8 protein-coding genes are annotated in these 18,685 nt (G+C 63.9%); 7 read left to right on the top strand and 1 reads right to left on the bottom strand.

What is annotated here, in order from left to right:
• Positions 1–502 precede the first annotated feature (502 nt).
• From rpoB to QX108_RS00250, 4 genes are all read left to right on the top strand, one after another.
• Positions 503–4,621, top strand: a complete 4,119-nt coding sequence (gene rpoB, locus QX108_RS00235; RefSeq protein ID WP_172108052.1) for a DNA-directed RNA polymerase subunit beta — start codon at positions 503–505, stop codon at positions 4,619–4,621.
• 135 nt (positions 4,622–4,756) lie between these two features.
• On the top strand, positions 4,757–8,956 hold the full coding sequence (gene rpoC / locus QX108_RS00240) for a DNA-directed RNA polymerase subunit beta' (protein ID WP_172108054.1): 4,200 nt from the start codon (positions 4,757–4,759) through the stop codon (positions 8,954–8,956).
• A gap of 340 nt (positions 8,957–9,296) precedes the next feature.
• Positions 9,297–11,363 (top strand): FAD-dependent oxidoreductase, encoded by a 2,067-nt coding sequence (locus QX108_RS00245; protein ID WP_315719560.1) that lies wholly within the window; start codon positions 9,297–9,299, stop codon positions 11,361–11,363.
• A 203-nt stretch (positions 11,364–11,566) separates the two neighbouring features.
• On the top strand, positions 11,567–13,639 hold the full coding sequence (locus QX108_RS00250) for an ABC transporter ATP-binding protein (protein ID WP_315785061.1): 2,073 nt from the start codon (positions 11,567–11,569) through the stop codon (positions 13,637–13,639).
• Positions 13,640–13,675: 36 nt separating this feature from the next.
• On the opposite strand, the gene QX108_RS00255 is transcribed toward QX108_RS00250, so the two are convergent.
• A complete protein-coding gene (locus tag QX108_RS00255) occupies positions 13,676–14,887 on the bottom strand; it encodes an NAD(P)/FAD-dependent oxidoreductase (protein WP_315785166.1) in 1,212 nt (403 codons plus the stop codon).
• Positions 14,888–15,679: 792 nt separating this feature from the next.
• Here QX108_RS00255 and rpsL point away from each other — a divergent pair.
• Genes rpsL through fusA form a run of 3 tightly spaced genes read left to right on the top strand, consistent with a single transcriptional unit; the run spans position 15,680 to position 18,657 of the window.
• Complete coding sequence (gene rpsL, locus QX108_RS00260; RefSeq protein ID WP_006611834.1) at positions 15,680–16,051, top strand: 30S ribosomal protein S12; 372 nt, start codon at positions 15,680–15,682, stop codon at positions 16,049–16,051.
• Positions 16,052–16,080: 29 nt separating this feature from the next.
• A complete protein-coding gene (gene rpsG / locus QX108_RS00265; protein WP_006611835.1) occupies positions 16,081–16,551 on the top strand; it encodes a 30S ribosomal protein S7 in 471 nt (156 codons plus the stop codon).
• 33 nt (positions 16,552–16,584) lie between these two features.
• Positions 16,585–18,657: an elongation factor G gene (fusA, locus tag QX108_RS00270; protein ID WP_172108062.1), complete on the top strand. Its 2,073-nt coding sequence runs from the start codon at positions 16,585–16,587 to the stop codon at positions 18,655–18,657.
• The last annotated feature ends 28 nt before the right edge of the window (positions 18,658–18,685 follow it).

Raw genomic sequence — 18,685 nt, forward strand, 5'->3', positions numbered from 1 at the left:
GCGGCGCTTCCAAACGAATTTGGTGACCGGGTGGTAACATCGCCCGGTCATCATAAAGACAAAGACGATTGCGGGGGTATCCGGATCGGCCGGAATCGTTGCAAAAGGCGTGCAACGAGGAAGTCCGCTGCGGGCCGAACACGGAAAAGTGTGGAGATTTGGGGACGTCGCTCTCGAATCTCGACTAATGTCAACCCATATTGGGTTGGCAGCACGAAAAGCCGGTTTTGACGATGGAGTGGCGTTTCCGTCGTAAGCCGTTGGGAGATAGGCAATTTCGGGCTTTTGCAGTCCGTGACGAGATGGTTCTGACGAGCGGGTGCGTCCTCGCGCCTCGCGCGTCGTTTTGCGTTTTGGCGGTCTGAAGAACAGATCTGGGACGTTTCCGTTCCGCGTTCTGTCCCTCAGACCTTCGAAATGGATCGAAATTCAACCCGGGATGGCGGTGGCAGCCGCTGTTTCGGAAGGATCGCCCCTCCGGGCGACGACATGAGAGGCCACGATGGCGCAGCAGACATTCACCGGTCGCAAACGCGTTCGCAAGTTCTTTGGACACATCAAGGAAGTCGCGGAGATGCCGAACCTCATCGAGGTTCAGAAGGCATCCTACGACCAGTTCCTGATGGTCGACGAGCCCACGGGCGGGCGGCCGGACGAGGGCCTGCAGGCGGTGTTCCGTTCGGTGTTCCCGATCTCCGACTTCTCCGGCACCTCGATGCTCGAGTTCGTCCGCTATGAATTCGAGCCGCCGAAATACGACGTCGACGAGTGCCGCCAGCGCGGCATGACCTTCGCTGCGCCGCTCAAGGTGACGCTCCGCCTCATCGTGTTCGATATCGACGAGGAGACCGGCGCCAAGTCGGTCAAGGACATCAAGGAGCAGGACGTGTACATGGGCGACATTCCGCTCATGACCATGAACGGCACCTTCATCGTCAACGGCACCGAGCGCGTCATCGTCTCGCAGATGCACCGTTCGCCCGGCGTGTTCTTCGACCACGACAAGGGCAAGACCCATTCGTCGGGCAAGCTGCTGTTCGCCGCCCGCGTCATCCCGTATCGCGGCTCCTGGCTCGACATCGAGTTCGACGCCAAGGACATCGTGTTCGCGCGCATCGACCGTCGCCGCAAGCTGCCGGTGACGTCGCTGATGTTCGCGCTCGGCCTCGATGGCGAGCAGATCCTGTCGACCTTCTACAAGAAGCTGATCTACAAGCGCATCAAGGAAGGCTGGCGCGTTCCGTTCGACGCCAACCGCTTCCGCGGCTACTCGACCGTCAACGACCTGATCGATGCCGACACCGGCAAGGTCGTGCTCGAGGCCGGCAAGAAGCTCACCGTCCGTGCCGCCCGCCAGCTTCAGGAGAAGGGGCTGAAGGCGCTGCGCATGTCGGACGAGGAGCTGCTCGGCAACTACATCGCCGAGGATCTCGTCAACCCGAAGACCGGCGAGATCTACGCCGAGGCCGGCGACGAAATCACCGACAAGCTGTTCAAGGTGCTGAACGAGCAGGGCTACAAGGACCTGCCGCTGCTCGACATCGACCACGTCAATGTCGGTCCTTATATCCGCAACACGCTGTCGGCCGACAAGAACATGACGCGTGAGGACGCGCTGTTCGACATCTACCGCGTGATGCGTCCGGGCGAGCCGCCGACGCTGGATTCCGCGCAGGCGATGTTCCAGTCGCTGTTCTTCGATGCCGAGCGCTACGACCTCTCCGCGGTCGGCCGCGTCAAGATGAACATGCGCCTCGAGCTCGATGCGCCGGATACCCAGCGCACCCTCCGCAAGGAAGACATCCTGGCGGTCATCAAGACCCTGGTCGACCTGCGCGACGGCAAGGGCGAGATCGACGACATCGACCATCTCGGCAACCGCCGCGTCCGCTCGGTCGGCGAGCTGATGGAGAACCAGTACCGCATCGGTCTGCTGCGCATGGAGCGCGCCATCAAGGAGCGCATGTCGAGCGTCGACATCGACACCGTGATGCCGCAGGATCTGATCAACGCCAAGCCGGCCGCGGCCGCGGTGCGCGAGTTCTTCGGCTCGTCGCAGCTGTCGCAGTTCATGGACCAGACCAACCCGCTGTCCGAGATCACCCACAAGCGCCGGCTGTCGGCGCTTGGACCGGGCGGTCTGACCCGCGAGCGCGCCGGCTTCGAGGTGCGCGACGTGCATCCGACGCATTACGGCCGCATCTGCCCGATCGAGACGCCGGAAGGTCCGAACATCGGCCTGATCAACTCGCTGGCGACGTTCGCCCGCGTCAACAAGTATGGCTTCGTCGAGACGCCGTACCGCAAGGTCAAGGACGGCCGCGTCACCGACGAGGTGGTGTATCTGTCCGCCATGGAGGAAGGGCGCTACCGCGTCGCGCAGGCCAACGTGCCGCTCGATGCCAAGGGCCGCTTCACCGAGGACCTGGTGGTCTGCCGTCACGCCGGCGAAGTCGTGCCGATGACGCCGGACAAGGTCGACTACATGGACGTGTCGCCGAAGCAGCTCGTTTCGGTCGCTGCGGCGCTGATCCCGTTCCTCGAGAACGACGACGCCAACCGCGCGCTGATGGGCTCGAACATGCAGCGCCAGGCGGTGCCGCTGGTTCGCGCCGAGGCGCCGTTCGTCGGCACCGGCATGGAAGGCGTGGTGGCCCGCGACTCGGGCGCCGCGATCGCGGCGCGCCGCTCGGGCGTGATCGACCAGATCGACGCGACCCGCGTCGTCATCCGCGCCACCGAGGATCTCGATCCCACCAAGTCGGGCGTCGATATCTACCGGCTGATGAAGTACCAGCGCTCGAACCAGTCGACCTGCATCAACCAGCGTCCGCTGGTGAAGGTCGGTGACATCGTCAAGAAGGGCGACATCATCGCTGACGGTCCGTCGACCGATCTCGGCGAGCTCGCGCTCGGCCGCAACGTGCTGGTCGCGTTCATGCCGTGGAACGGCTACAACTTCGAGGACTCCATCCTGCTCTCCGAGCGGATCGTGAAGGAGGACGTCTTCACCTCGATCCACATCGAGGAATTCGAGGTGATGGCCCGCGACACCAAGCTCGGTCCGGAGGAAATCACGCGCGACATTCCGAACGTGTCGGAAGAGGCGCTGAAGAACCTCGACGAAGCCGGTATCGTCTATATCGGTGCGGAAGTGCGCGCCGGCGACATCCTGGTCGGCAAGATCACGCCGAAGGGCGAGAGCCCGATGACGCCGGAAGAAAAGCTCTTGCGCGCGATCTTCGGCGAGAAGGCCTCCGACGTTCGCGACACCTCTCTTCGTGTTCCCCCCGGTGTGCAGGGCACGATCGTCGAGGTCCGCGTGTTCAACCGTCACGGCGTCGACAAGGACGAGCGTGCGCTGGCGATCGAGCGGGAAGAGATCGAGCGTCTGGCCAAGGACCGCGACGACGAGCAGGCGATCCTGGACCGCAACGTCTACAGCCGTCTCGCCGACATGCTGGACGGCCGCCAGGGCATCTCGGGGCCGAAGGGCTTCAAGAAGGACACCAAGATCACGCGTGCGGTGCTCGACGAGTATCCGAAGTCGCAGTGGTGGCTGTTCGCCTCGCCGAACGACAAGCTGATGGCCGAGATCGAGGCCATGCGGAAGCAGTACGACGAGTCGAAGAAGGGGCTGGAACAGCGCTTCCTCGACAAGGTCGAGAAGCTGCAGCGTGGCGACGAGCTGCCGCCAGGCGTGATGAAGATGGTCAAGGTCTTCGTCGCCGTGAAGCGCAAGATCCAGCCGGGCGACAAGATGGCCGGCCGTCACGGCAACAAGGGCGTCGTGTCCAAGATCGTGCCGATCGAGGACATGCCGTTCCTGGAGGACGGTACCCATGCGGACATCGTGCTGAACCCGCTGGGCGTGCCCTCGCGCATGAACGTCGGCCAGATCCTCGAGACGCATCTCGGCTGGGCCTGCGCGGGCCTGGGCCGGCGCATCGCGCAGACGGTGGATGCGTATCTGTCGAAGCAGGACGTCAAGCCGCTGAAGGAGACCCTGAAGCGCATCTACGGTGAGGACGAGACCATCAAGTCGCTCAACGACAACGAGTTGATCGAGCTTGGTCACAATCTGAGCCGCGGCGTGCCGATCGCCACGCCGGTGTTCGACGGCGCCAAGGAGGCCGACATCGAGGAGATGTTGAAGCTCGCCGGGCTCGACGCCTCGGGTCAGTCGACCGTCTATGACGGCCGCACCGGCGATGCCTTCGACCGCAAGGTCACCGTTGGCTACATCTACATGCTGAAGCTGCACCACCTGGTCGACGACAAGATCCATGCGCGTTCGATCGGTCCGTACTCGCTGGTCACCCAGCAGCCGCTGGGCGGCAAGGCCCAGTTCGGCGGCCAGCGCTTCGGCGAGATGGAGGTGTGGGCGCTCGAAGCTTACGGCGCGGCCTACACGCTGCAGGAGATGCTGACGGTGAAGTCGGACGACGTCGCCGGCCGTACCAAGGTCTACGAGGCGATCGTGCGCGGCGACGACACGTTCGAGGCCGGTATTCCGGAATCGTTCAACGTGCTGGTCAAGGAAATGCGCTCGCTCGGCCTCAACGTCGACCTGCACAACTCCAAGCTCGGACCGGCGCCGACGTCGGAAGCCGCCGAGTAGTTCAAGACATCCGGCCCGGCCGTCCCTGACGGCCGGGTGCCGGCGCCTTCTTCCCGCGGGTCGGGGCAGGACGCCGTCTGCCAAGAGATTTTCGAATTTGCGGCTGACCCCCGATCGGTCCGCGAGGAGAATACGATGAACCAAGAAATTATGAATCTCTTCAATCCGACGACGCCGGCTCAGGTCTTCGACCAGATCCGGATCTCGATTGCGTCTCCGGAGAAGATTCTGTCCTGGTCCTACGGCGAGATCAAGAAGCCGGAAACGATCAACTACCGTACCTTCAAGCCGGAGCGCGACGGTCTGTTCTGCGCCCGCATCTTCGGGCCGATCAAGGACTACGAGTGCTTGTGCGGCAAGTACAAGCGGATGAAGTACAAGGGCATCATCTGCGAGAAGTGCTCGGTCGAGGTGACGTTGTCGCGCGTCCGGCGCGAGCGCATGGGCCACATCGAGCTCGCCGCTCCCGTCGCGCACATCTGGTTCCTGAAGTCGCTGCCGTCGCGCATCGGCCTGCTGCTCGACATGACGCTGAAGGATCTCGAGCGGATCCTGTACTTCGAATACTACGTCGTCCTCGAGCCGGGTCTCACCGCGCTCAAGGACCGTCAGCTGCTGTCCGAGGACGAGTATCTCAAGGCGCAGGACGAGTACGGCCAGGACAGCTTCACCGCCATGATCGGCGCCGAGGCCATCCGTGAGCTGCTGCGCGGCCTCGAGCTCGAGAAGCTCGAGCAGACGCTGCGTGCCGAGATGCAGGAGACCGACTCCGACATCAAGCACAAGAAGCTCGCCAAGCGCCTGAAGATCGTCGAGGCGTTCCGCCACTCCGGCAATAAGCCGGAATGGATGATCATGACCGTGGTTCCGGTGATCCCGCCGGATCTGCGGCCGCTGGTGCCGCTCGACGGTGGCCGCTTCGCGACCTCGGACCTCAACGACCTCTACCGCCGCGTCATCAACCGCAACAACCGGCTGAAGCGGCTGATGGAGCTGCGCGCGCCTGACATCATCATCCGCAACGAGAAGCGCATGCTTCAGGAAGCGGTGGATGCGCTATTCGACAACGGCCGCCGCGGCCGCGTCATCACCGGCGCCAACAAGCGTCCGCTGAAGTCGCTCGCCGACATGCTCAAGGGCAAGCAGGGCCGCTTCCGTCAGAACCTGCTCGGCAAGCGCGTCGACTATTCCGGCCGTTCGGTCATCGTCGTCGGTCCGGAGCTGCGCCTGCATCAGTGCGGCCTGCCGAAGAAGATGGCGCTCGAGCTGTTCAAGCCGTTCATCTACTCGCGGCTCGATGCCAAGGGCCTGTCGACCACGGTCAAGCAGGCCAAGAAGCTGGTCGAGAAGGAGCGCCCTGAGGTCTGGGACATCCTGGACGAGGTCATCCGCGAGCATCCGGTGCTGCTGAACCGTGCGCCGACGCTGCATCGCCTCGGCATTCAGGCGTTCGAGCCGGTGCTGATCGAGGGCAAGGCGATCCAGCTGCATCCGCTGGTCTGCTCGGCCTTCAACGCCGACTTCGACGGCGACCAGATGGCCGTGCACGTTCCGCTGTCGCTCGAAGCGCAGCTGGAAGCGCGCGTCCTGATGATGTCGACCAACAACATCCTGCACCCGGCGAACGGCCAGCCGATCATCGTGCCGTCGCAGGACATCGTGCTCGGTCTGTACTACGTCTCGATCATGCGCGAGGGCATGCCCGGCCAGGGCATGGCGTTCGGCAACATGGCCGAGCTCGAGCATGCGCTGCACGCCAAGGCCATCCATCTCCACAGCAAGATCAAGTACCGCTGGGAGGGGATGAACGAGGAAGGCAAGATCGCCAAGCGCTGGATCGAGACCACCGCTGGCCGGGTCATGCTCGGCAACCTGCTGCCGAAGCATCCGCGCGTGACGTTCGAGGTCATCAACAAGCTGATGACCAAGCGCGAGATCTCGGGCGTGATCGATCAGGTCTACCGTCACTGCGGTCAGAAGGAGACGGTGATCTTCTGCGACCGCATCATGGCGCTCGGCTTCTACAACGCCTTCAAGGCGGGCATCTCGTTCGGCAAGGACGACATGGTCGTGCCGGCCGGCAAGTGGAAGATCGTCGACACGACGCGTACGCTGGCGAAGGATTTCGAGCAGCAGTACAATGACGGTCTGATCACCCATGGCGAGAAGTACAACAAGGTCGTCGACGCCTGGTCGAAGGCCTCGGAAGAGATCGCCAAGGAGATGATGAAGGAGATCTCCGTCACCAAGAAGACGGCGACGGGGGCGGATGCCGACATCAACTCGATCTACATGATGTCGCACTCCGGTGCCCGCGGTTCGCCGGCCCAGATGCGTCAGCTCGCCGGCATGCGCGGCCTGATGGCCAAGCCGTCGGGCGAGATCATCGAGACGCCGATCATCTCGAACTTCAAGGAAGGTCTCTCGGTTCTCGAGTACTTCAACTCGACCCACGGCGCCCGCAAGGGCCTCGCGGACACCGCGTTGAAGACCGCGAACTCGGGCTACCTGACCCGTCGTCTGGTGGACGTCGCGCAGGACTGCATCATCACGCAGGACGATTGCGGCACCCATCTCGGCATCAAGATGCGCGCCATCGTCGACGCCGGCACCATCGTGGCCTCGCTCGGCTCGCGCATCCTCGGCCGCGTGCCTTGCGATGACGTGCGTGATCCGGCCACCGGCAATGTGCTGATCAAGGCCGGCACCTTGATGGAGGAGAGCCACATCGACGCCATCCAGCAGGCTGGCGTGCAGGAGGTGAAGATCCGTTCGGCGCTCACCTGCGAGCTCGTCAACGGCATCTGCAAGATGTGCTACGGTCGCGACCTGGCCCGTGGTACTCCGGTCAACCATGGTGAAGCTGTCGGCGTCATCGCCGCGCAGTCGATCGGTGAGCCGGGCACGCAGCTGACGATGCGCACGTTCCACATCGGCGGCGCCGCGCAGCTCAACGAGCAGTCCTTCGTCGAATCGAACTTCGAAGGCAAGGTCGTGATCCGCAACAAGGCGATCGCTCGCAACAGCGAGGGTCACCTGATCGCGATGGTCCGCAACATGGTGGTTGCGATCGTCGATTCCGACGGCACCGAGCGTGCGACGCATCGTATCCAGTACGGCGCGCGCATGCATGTCGACGACGGCGACACGATCAAGCGCGGCCAGCGCATCGCCGAGTGGGATCCGTACACCCGTCCGATCCTCACGGAAGCGGAGGGTACGATCGGGTTCGAGGATCTGACCGAAGGCCTGTCGATCTCGGAAACGCTCGACGAATCCACCGGTATCGCCAAGCGCGTGGTCATCGACTGGCGCGGAACGCGCGGTGGCGCGGATCTGCGTCCGGCGATCGTGATCAAGGGCAAGGACGGCAAGGTGCTCAAGCTCGCCCGCGGTGGCGATGCCCGCTACATGCTGTCGGTCGACGCGATTCTGTCGGTCGACGTCGGCTCGACGGTCAAGCCGGGCGACATCCTGGCACGTATCTCGACCGAGAGCGCCAAGACGCGCGACATCACCGGCGGTCTGCCGCGGGTGGCGGAGCTGTTCGAAGCGCGCAAGCCGAAGGATGCCGCGATCATCGCCGAGATCGCCGGCACCATCCGGTTCGGCCGCGACTACAAGAACAAGCGTCGCATCTCGATCGAGCCGGTCGACAAGACCGAGGAGCCGCGCGAGTACCTGATCCCGAAGGGCAAGCACATCCATCTGCAGGATGGCGACATCGTCGAGAAGGGTGACTTCATCGTCGAAGGTAACCCGGCGCCGCATGACATCCTGGCGATCAAGGGCATCGAGGAGCTCGCGGCTTATCTGGTCAACGAGATCCAGGAGGTCTACCGGCTCCAGGGCGTGCTCATCAACGACAAGCACATCGAGGTGATTGTCCGTCAGATGCTGCAGAAGATCGAGGTCACCGACCAGGGCGACACCGACATGATCGCCGGCGAGCAGGTCGACAAGATCGAGTTCGACGCGCTGAACGCGAAGGCCGTGGAGGAGGCGAAGAAGCCTGCGACCGGCAATCCGGTTCTGCTCGGCATCACCAAGGCGAGCCTGCAGACCCGGTCGTTCTTCTCGGCGGCTTCGTTCCAGGAGACCACCCGCGTCCTCACCGAGGCGGCCGTCAACGGCAAGATCGATCCGCTCGAGGGTCTGAAGGAGAACGTCATCGTCGGCCGTCTGATCCCGGCCGGCACCGGCGCCTCGATGGCTCGCATCCGCGAAGTCGCTCTCAAGCGCGACAAGCTGATTCTGGACGAGCGCGAGAAGCAGGCGGCGATCGTGCCGTCGCAGCCCGAGCCGCAGCCGCTGGCGTTGCCCCCGGCGGAGTAAGCGAACGAGCGGCGAGCCGGCCAGCGGTGCCTGGTTCTGCCGCGCGTTCATCGAGCATAGAAAAAGGCCGGCTTTTGCCGGCCTTTTTTAACATTATCTTCTCCTGTTGCAGCGCTGCACCTTCCTTGTTCATCTTCCCTTCAGGGAAAAAGGCGCTTCTGGGAGCGTCTGATCCGCCGACATGATGTCCGTCGACCGCGATGCGATGCGCTGATTTGCTCAGGCGCAAACCATGCGGAGAGCGGTAGGTTATGGCTGGTCGGGCGCCGAGGGTGGGTGGCAGGACCCGCGACATGGACGACCGGCAACGTCGCTGACAGCCGGAGATGGCGGAACTTCGATGCTTGACCTTGCGATTGTTGGTGGCGGTCCGGGCGGCCTGATGAGCGCCTGGTACTTGAGGCGGAAGCTCGGCGATCTCTGCAAGGTGACGATCTTCGAAGCGTCCGACCGGCTCGGCGGCAAGATCGTCACGCGCAAGTTCGACAGCGCGCCGGCCATGTATGAAGCGGGTGTCGCCGAGATCTACGACTACTCGATGACCGGCCCCGATCCGTTGCGCGAGCTGATCCAGCATTTCGGCCTGCAGACGATCCCGATGGACGCGTTGCAGGTGCAGCTCGATGGCGAGCTGCTCGACGACGTGCCGGGGCTGCGCCGCAAATACGGGCCGAAGACGGCGGCCGCCGTCGAAGCGTTCCGCAAGCGTTGCGCCGACGTGATGTCGCCGGTCGAATATTACGAGGGCGTCGGCGCCCATGACAACGAGCACCCCTGGGCCTACAAGACCTGCGAGGAGCTGCTCGACGAGGAGGTTGAGGATCCCACCGCCAAGCGCTTCTTCAAGGTGATGTCGCGCTCCGACCTCGCGACCGAGGCCCACAACACCAACGGCCTCAACGCGCTCAAGAACTTCGTGATGGATATCGACGACTACATCGGTCTGTATTCGATCCAGAACGGCAATGAGCAGCTGATCGAGTGCCTGCGCTCCGAGGTCGACGCCGACATCCAGCTCAATCACCGCGTGCTGCGCATCGGCAAGACCGAGCAGGGTCGCTACCGGCTCAACATGATGAACGGCAAGGGCCCCGAGACGCGCGAGTTCGATCTCGTGCTGGTCTGCCTGCCGCATTCCTGGCTGTCGACCGTCGGCTGGGAGGGCGAGAAGCTGCGCCAGTCCATGATCAAGCACATCGCCTATTTCGACCGGCCTGCGCATTATCTGCGGGTCTCGATCCTGTTCGACGAGCCGTTCTGGGGCGACCGGATCCCGGGGTCCTGGTTCATGTCGGAAGCGTTCGGCGGCTGCTGCATCTACAACGAGGGCTCGCGCCACGACGTCGGCAAGCACGGCGTGCTGAACTGGCTGATCGCCGGCTCCGATGCGCTCGCCTTCGCCAACCTCTCCGACCAGGAGCTGATCGATGCCGCCCTGAAGTCGCTGCCCGCGGCGCTCGGCGACGCTCGGGCGCACTTCATGGAAGGCAAGATCCACCGCTGGCTGTCGTCGGTCAATGCGCTGCCCGGCGGCCTGCCGGTGCGCGACGTCATGACGAATCACCGACCCGAGCCGAAGGAGCATCCGGGGATCGTGGTGGTCGGCGACTACCTGTTCGATTCAACCCTGAACGGCCTGCTGGACTCGTCCGATGCCGCCACCGACATCATCCTTACCGAGATGATGCGGCTGCGCCGTGCCCGCTCGCAGGCCGAAGCGCCGCTGTCGGACAAGATCGACCGCGACTATTTCGACAATTATCGCGGGCAGGGGCCATACGCCGAATCATGGTCCCACTTCACCGATCCGGACTATCTGACCAGCCTGATCAAGATCGTCTGGAACCGTGCCAGCAAGGGCAAGGGCTACAAGCTCCTGGTCGCGGGCTCGGCCAGCGGCGAACTGATCGGCGCGCTGCGCGAGCGCGGCATCGATGCCTGGGGCGTCGAAAACAACCGCTACATTCACGGCAAGACGCCGAAGGCGCTGAAGAAGTACAACAAGCTCGGCTCGATCACCGACCTGCCGTTCAAGGCCGGCGAGTTCGACTTCGTGTTCGAGACCAGCCTGTGCCATCTCGGCGACAAGCAGGTGGCCCGGGCGATTCGCGAGCTCAACCGGGTGGTCAAGACCGGTCTGGTGTTCGGCTCGATCACCTCGGACATGGCGCCGGCGCTGGTCGACCGCTACGACCTGCTGCGCGGCGTCAAGAAGCTCGGCACCTGGTGGGAGTGGTCCGAGCTGTTCTTCGGCAACGGTTTCGATCTGGCGATGCACCGCCGCGACTGCACCGACGAGGTCTGGGCTGCAACCCTGGCGGCCAACAAGGGGCCGGGCCAGTGGTATGCCGACGCGGACAGCCTGCGCTATTCGTTCTTCGACAAGGTCGAGGACGACGAGGACTGATAGCGGATGAGCGGCTGCGTGGGCCGCTCGTCGGCGCCCTGGTCGCCAATGAACTGTGCTGATTGCGCGACAGCGGCGCGCCGTGCTCGCCGCCGCTGCGGCACCATGTCGCGAGAACGCTGGCGGCAGGCCAGCACAGGTGTTAAAGCCGGGCCGCTTTAGTCCGTGACGGCCAGATGGGCCGTGCAGGATCGGTTCGTTGAATGGCGCCCAAATCTTCACCGCCGGAAAATCAGAAGTCCGGGTCGGCAGCTGATGCTGCTGATGATCCGGACAAGCGCGCGATGACGGCTGCGGCCAAGCCCGCGGTTCCAAAAGCAGGAACGCCGAAGGCGACGGCGAGCGACAAGGCTCCTGTCACCGACGACGATGATGACGAGGATGAGGACGGCGAAGAGACCGCTCTCGATCTGGACGACGATGACGACGACGAGGATCTCGTCGTCTACACCGCCCGCGAGGCCGCCGGCGCGCTGGCGACGATCTACGGCTTCGTCTCGCCGCTGCTGGCGAAATACAAGAAGATGCTGGCCTTCGTGACGATCGGCGTCCTGATCGAGACGCTGTTCAACGTCATCATGCCGCTCAGCCTGAAGTTCCTGATCGACGATGCGCTCGGCGAGGAGGATTTCGAGGCGCTGTACCGCATCCTCGGCGTGCTGGCGGCGGCCGGCATCTTCACCTCGATCGTCGCCGTGCTCTACGAGCGCTGGGATGCGCGCCTGGCGGCCGGAATCATTTCGGATGTCCGCACGCGTCTGTTCGATCACGTGCAGAACCTGCCGGCAGCGTATTTCCAGCGCACCAAGCGCGGCGAGATCCTGTCGCGCTTCTCGGTCGACATGTCGGCCTTCGAGGGCGTGGTCAAGACCTTCGTGAACAGCGCAGCCCTGCCGCTGCTCGAGCTGATCGCCGGCATCATCCTGATGCTGTTCCTCAACTGGCAGCTCGCCGCGGTCGCGCTGCTGGTGTTTCCGATCACCCTGATCGGCCCGCGTATCCTGACGCCCAAGGCGGTGCATGCCAACTACGAGCAGAAGCTCAACGAGGCCACGCTTCTCGGCGTCATCCAGGAGAACATCGCCGCGCAGGCGGTGATCAAGGCCTTCAGCCTGCACCGCAAGGTGTTCGGCTGGTTCTCCTTCCGCAACGACGAGGCGCGGCACAAGATCGCCGACGCGATGTTCCTCTCGACCATGGTCGAGCGCTCGGTGACGATCGCGGTGCTGCTGCTGCACCTCGTGGTGCTCGCCATCGGCGCCTATCTCGCCACCAAGGGCCAGATCACGATCGGCACCTTCGTCACCTTCGAGAGCGCGTTCTGGGAGGTATCCTACAACATCGCCCACGTCATGCATTTCGTGCCGGTGTCGATCTCCTCGGCGGCTGCGATCCGGCACATGCAGGAGCTGCTGGACGAGCCGACCCGCGGCGCCGACCGGCCGGGCGCGCCGGATCTGCCGCGCATCAGCCACGACATCACGTTCGAGCGTGTCGGCTTCACGTATGAGGGCAGCCAGACGCCGGTGCTCGACAATCTCAGCCTCAGGCTCGATGTCGGCAAGCGAATCGCCATCGTCGGCCCCTCGGGCTCGGGCAAGAGCACGCTGCTCAACCTGATCCTGCGGCTCTATGTGCCTGATGAAGGCCGCGTCACCATCGATGGCGTCGACATCCGCAAGGTGACGCGCGATTCGCTGCGTGGCAGCATGGCGGTGGTGTTCCAGGAGAACATGCTGTTCAACATGTCGCTGCGGGAAAACATCCGGCTGGGCAAAGAGGGGGCGACCGACGAGGAGGTGGAGGAGGCGGCCAAGAAGGCCGAGATCCACCGCTACATCATGAGCCTGCCGCAGAAATACGACACCCTGGTTGGCGAGCGCGGCGACACGCTGTCCGGCGGCCAGCGCCAGCGCATCGCGATCGCCCGGGCCATCATCCGCAATCCCTCGGTGCTGCTGCTCGACGAGGCGACCTCGGCGCTCGACCAGACCACGGAAGCCGCGATCAACCGCACCTTGCTCAAGGTCGCCAAGGGGCGCACCATGATCTGGTCGACCCACCGCCTGACCTCGGTGGTCGAGATGGACGAGATCATCGTCATCTCCGGCGGCCGCGCCATCGAGCGCGGCAGCCATGCCGAGCTGCTGGCCAAGAACGGTACCTATCGCAAGCTCTGGGACGACCAGGGCCACCAGCCGAGCCGGCTCGCTCAGGCGGATGACGACAGCGACGACGAGGACGACCTCGAGGACGATGAGGACGATGAGGAGTGACCCGCAGCCCGCATGAGCGCAGCGACATGCGGGGTCTCACGAGCTTTTGGTGAGACCGCGGATATCGCTGCGCTCATTCGGGCTACGAGAACCCGCCTGGAGCCCCGCGCTTTCAAGCCGGTGCCGCACGCCGCGGCCGAGCGAGACCGCAAATCGCGCCCAGCGCTGCGCCAGCCAATACGGGCCGGTGCCGATCGAGACCTCTCGGAAACGCCAGGCCTTGTCGAGCGACCACGCGTCGCAGGCTGTCTTGACCGGGTCGTCGTAGAACGCTGCGATCTTGCCCTCGCTCATCCCGTCGGTGGCGAGCCAGCGCGGGATGTGCACGTTGCACAGGCGCTCGACATCGGTGAACACCTTGTCGGAGCCCGTACCCGTGACCGGGCAGGTCGTGCAGAAGGCGTCGCCGATCAGGACCACGCCGGGCATGCGATAGCCGCTGTTGATGATGAGGTCGGCCGGACGGACCTTGACCTCGCCGGTCACGGCGTAGTCGCCGGCGATCCGCTTGAGTCCGGGCAGGGCGGCCTGCAGCATCTCGACCGGGTTGTGCCGGACCGTCCTCAGCCAGGGATCATCGGCCTCGCGATAGGCGAAAAGATTGGCCCGCATGCGGTCGCCGATCGGGAACAGCGTGACGTAGGGCACCCGGCTGCTGGCCCGCTCCTGGAAATAGGTCATGGCCGGAAACGGGAAGGTGGGGCGCCCAATCGGCACCAGATCGAAGCCGACCGAGATCGAGTGGGCTGGGCTGGTGATCCTGCGGGTGATTCCCAGCATGTGACGCAGCCCGACATTCAGGCCATTGGCGAGCACGACCAGACGGGCGGAGAGGGTCTCTCCGTTCGACAGGGTGACGGATTGGCGGTCTTCGCTGGGGTTGATCGCGACCGCCTTGGCGACGATTCGCGCGACGGCGCCGGGAATTTCCTCCCGGACCGCCGCGACCAGCGCATCGTACATGATCCCGTATTGATGGACCGGCGCCTTGTCGAGCACGTAGCCGAATCGCGCGATCCAGTTCTCGGACGCCAAGGTCGCCCGGCGCAGCGCCAGGTCGGCACCCCCCGTGCGCCGGAAGCGCGCGATCTGCTCGGCGCCGGAAATCTTCTCGATTCGGAAGTCAGGCGGGTAGACCGCATGCGGATCGACCAGAACCGTAGGCATGCCTGCCCGCCCCAGCATGCCGGCCGCAATCGAGCCCGCCAGACCGCCGCCAATGATCGCAATGTCGGTATATCGGGTCACCGGATGCCTCGTTGCGGCGCCATCCTTGTCCGCCAAAGCCGAACAAAGCCTTAGCTCTGTTGTTTCAGCCTGTTGCTGAGGGTGAACGGAGGGATTCGCCGGACGCCAAGGCCTGCCGGGCTGCGGAGCGTGCAGGCCCGGCGGGCGGCAGCCCAGGTGACCGTCAGGCGCTTTGTCTCGCGCCGGCATCACTGATAGCGGTTCTTGCCGGGAGACCAATCTTGCAGCGACAACATGGACTTGAAAGGCAGCATTGAGTGAATAGGTGAGGCTCACCTGATGGCCGGCACCGAGCGGGCGATGGGTTGCGGTGGCCGGGTCCCGAAAGAGCGGTTTGCGCGTCCTGCGGCGTCGTTTTGCTTGACTTGGGGTTTTACCGCTTATAAAAGGCCGGCACTCAACGACAGGCGGTGAGCTTCGCCAGCGTCGGTACGGATCACCCGGACCGCCTCTAACAGGGCAAGACGGGCACCAGCCTCGACGAATGCCGCTCAAACGCTGTCGATCATAGCTAGGCAATGCCAAAACGATATTAGATCTCTCGAGCTCGTTCTCTGGAGACCAATTTCGGATGCATGACCTCGGTAGGCCGCCATCAGCGCAAGCTGAAGGGTGGTGATCGCGGTCCTCTGTGGCGTCAAGCGCTTTCCGTTCAGCGATGAATGGTTGGCGCGATTTCGTTTTGCGCGGGTTTTTCGCGCGAGGCGGCCCGGTGAGGCGGGGAACCTCAAACAGAATTTGCGGAAGCCGGTCACGGTCTCCGTTCGAACGTTGAGAAGGGTGAAGGCCAAGATGCCGACGATCAACCAGCTGATCGCAAATCCGCGCGAAGTGCAGAAGTCGCGCAAGAAGGTGCCGGCGCTGCAGCAGTCGCCGCAGAAGCGTGGCGTTTGCACGCGCGTCTACACCACGACCCCGAAGAAGCCGAACTCGGCGCTTCGTAAGGTCGCCAAGGTGCGCCTGACCAACGGCTTCGAGGTGATCGGCTACATCCCGGGTGAGGGCCATAACCTGCAGGAGCACTCGGTGGTCATGATCCGCGGCGGCCGCGTCAAGGACTTGCCGGGCGTGCGCTATCACATCCTCCGCGGCGTGCTGGATACCCAGGGCGTCAAGAACCGTAAGCAGCGTCGTTCGAAGTACGGCGCGAAGCGTCCGAAGTAAGACGTTCGAGAGAAGCGGGAACAGATCAGATGTCGCGTCGCCATTCAGCCGAAAAGCGTGAAGTGCTTCCGGATCCGAAGTTCGGGAACATCATCGTCACCAAGTTCATGAACTCGGTGATGTACGCCGGCAAGAAGTCGGTCGCCGAAGGAATCGTCTACGGCGCATTCGGTATCATCGAGGCCAAGACCAAGCAGAGCCCGCTGACGGTGTTCGAGCAGGCGCTGGAAAACGTCATGCCGACGATCGAAGTGCGCTCGCGCCGCGTCGGTGGTGCGACCTACCAGGTGCCGGTCGAAGTTCGCTCGACCCGCCGGCAGGCGCTGGGCATTCGCTGGCTGATCTCGGCGGCCCGCGACCGCAACGAGAAGACTATGACCGAGCGGCTTTCGGCGGAGCTGCTCGATGCCTCGAACAATCGGGGTAACGCCGTGAAGAAGCGTGAAGACGTGCACCGGATGGCGGAAGCCAACCGCGCCTTCTCGCACTACCGCTGGTAACAGCGGCCCGAACGGAAATCAGGGAACAGATCCATGCCCCGCCAACACGCCATCGAAGACTATCGTAACTTCGGTATCATGGCGCATATCGACGCCGGTAAGACGACGACGACCGAGCGCATCCTGTATTACACCGGCAAGAGCCACAAGATCGGCGAAGTGCACGAAGGTGCCGCGACGATGGACTGGATGGAGCAGGAGCAGGAGCGTGGCATCACGATCACTTCCGCTGCCACCACCGCGTTCTGGAACGGCAAGCGCCTGAACATCATCGACACCCCCGGCCACGTCGACTTCACCATCGAAGTCGAGCGTTCGCTCCGCGTGCTCGACGGCGCCGTGTGCGTGCTCGACTCCAACCAGGGCGTCGAGCCGCAGACCGAGACCGTCTGGCGTCAGGGCGACAAGTACAAGGTGCCGCGCATCGTCTTCGCCAACAAGATGGACAAGACCGGTGCCGACTTCTTCAAGTGCCTGGCCGACATCGTCGACCGCCTGGGCGCGAAGCCGGTTGCGATCCAGCTGCCGATCGGCGCCGAGAACAACTTCAAGGGCTGCATCGATCTCGTGACGATGAAGGCGATCGTCTGGAACGACGAAGCGCTCGGCGCGAAGTTCGACTACGCCGAGATCCCGGCTGATCTGGCCGATCAGGCCAAGGAATATCGCGAGAAGCTGGTGGAAGCCGCCGTCGAGCTCGACGACGATGCCTTGACCGCGTTCCTCGACGGCAAGGAGCCGGACGAGGCGACGCTCAAGAAGCTGATCCGCAAGGCGGTGCTGACCGGAGCCTTCTATCCGGTGCTGTGCGGCTCGGCCTTCAAGAACAAGGGCGTTCAGCCCTTGCTCGACGCGGTCGTCGACTACCTGCCATCACCGCTCGACGTGCCCGCGATCAAGGGCACCGACGACAAGGGCAACGAAGTCGTGCGCAAGGCGGACGACAAGGAGCCTCTGGCGCTGCTGGCGTTCAAGATCATGGACGACCCCTTCGTCGGCACCATCACGTTCTGCCGCATCTATTCGGGCATCCTGACCTCGGGCACCGGCGTCGTGAACTCGACCCGCGAGAAGAAGGAGCGCATCGGCCGCATGCTGCTGATGCATGCGAACAACCGCGAGGACATCAAGGAAGCCTATGCCGGCGACATCGTCGCTCTCGCAGGCCTCAAGGAAGCCCGCACCGGTGACACGCTGTGCGATCCGTCCAACCAGGTGATCCTGGAAAAGATGGAATTCCCGGAGCCGGTCATCGAGATCGCGATCGAGCCGAAGTCGAAGGCCGACCAGGAGAAGCTCGGCGTCGCGCTGGCGAAGCTGGCCGCGGAGGATCCGTCCTTCCGCGTGTCGACCGACCACGAGTCGGGCCAGACCATCCTCAAGGGGATGGGCGAGCTCCATCTCGACATCAAGGTCGACATCCTGAAGCGCACCTACAAGGTGGATGCGAACATCGGCGCGCCGCAGGTGGCGTTCCGTGAGCGCATCACCAAGCCGGCCAATGTGGACTACACCCACAAGAAGCAGACCGGCGGCACGGGCCAGTTCGCGGCCGTGAGCCTCGTGGTCGAGCCCAACGAGCCGGGTGGCGGCTACGTGTTCGAGTCCAAGATCGTCGGTGGTGCCGTTCCGAAGGAATACATCCCCGGCGTCGAGAAGGGCATCGAGAGCGTGCTCGGCGCGGGCGTGGTTGCCGGCTTCCCGGTGGTCGACGTCAAGGTCGCGCTGGTCGACGGCAAGTATCACGACGTCGACTCGTCGGCGCTGGCCTTCGAAATCGCGTCCCGCGCGGCTTTCCGCGAAGCGCTGCAGAAGGGCAAGTCGGTTCTGCTCGAGCCGATCATGAAGGTCGAGGTCGTGACCCCGGAGGACTACACCGGTTCGGTCATCGGCGACCTGAACTCGCGTCGTGGCCAGATCCAGGGCCAGGACATGCGCGGCAACGCCAACGTCATCAACGCGATGGTGCCGCTCATGAACATGTTCGGTTACGTGAATAACCTGCGCTCGATGAGCCAGGGTCGCGCGACCTTCACGATGCAGTTCTCGCACTACGCTGAAGCGCCGGCCAACGTGTCGGCGGAAGTCCAGAAGAAGTTTGCCTGATTGTCGCGAGCTCAAGTTAGCGACTGAA

Source organism: Bradyrhizobium sp. SZCCHNR1002 (genome assembly GCF_032381435.1).
Taxonomy (GTDB): domain Bacteria; phylum Pseudomonadota; class Alphaproteobacteria; order Rhizobiales; family Xanthobacteraceae; genus Bradyrhizobium; species Bradyrhizobium aeschynomenes.

Excerpts from the sequence above, each read along its gene's own strand:
- rpoC (WP_172108054.1), top strand. The coding sequence starts at position 4,757 with ATGAACCAAGAAATTATGAATCTCTTCAATCCGACGACGCCGGCTCAG.
- rpsG (WP_006611835.1), top strand. The coding sequence starts at position 16,081 with ATGTCGCGTCGCCATTCAGCCGAAAAGCGTGAAGTGCTTCCGGATCCG.
- QX108_RS00250 (WP_315785061.1), top strand. The coding sequence starts at position 11,567 with ATGGCGCCCAAATCTTCACCGCCGGAAAATCAGAAGTCCGGGTCGGCA.
- rpoB (WP_172108052.1), top strand. The coding sequence starts at position 503 with ATGGCGCAGCAGACATTCACCGGTCGCAAACGCGTTCGCAAGTTCTTT.
- rpsL (WP_006611834.1), top strand. The coding sequence starts at position 15,680 with ATGCCGACGATCAACCAGCTGATCGCAAATCCGCGCGAAGTGCAGAAG.
- QX108_RS00245 (WP_315719560.1), top strand. The coding sequence starts at position 9,297 with ATGCTTGACCTTGCGATTGTTGGTGGCGGTCCGGGCGGCCTGATGAGC.
- fusA (WP_172108062.1), top strand. The coding sequence starts at position 16,585 with ATGCCCCGCCAACACGCCATCGAAGACTATCGTAACTTCGGTATCATG.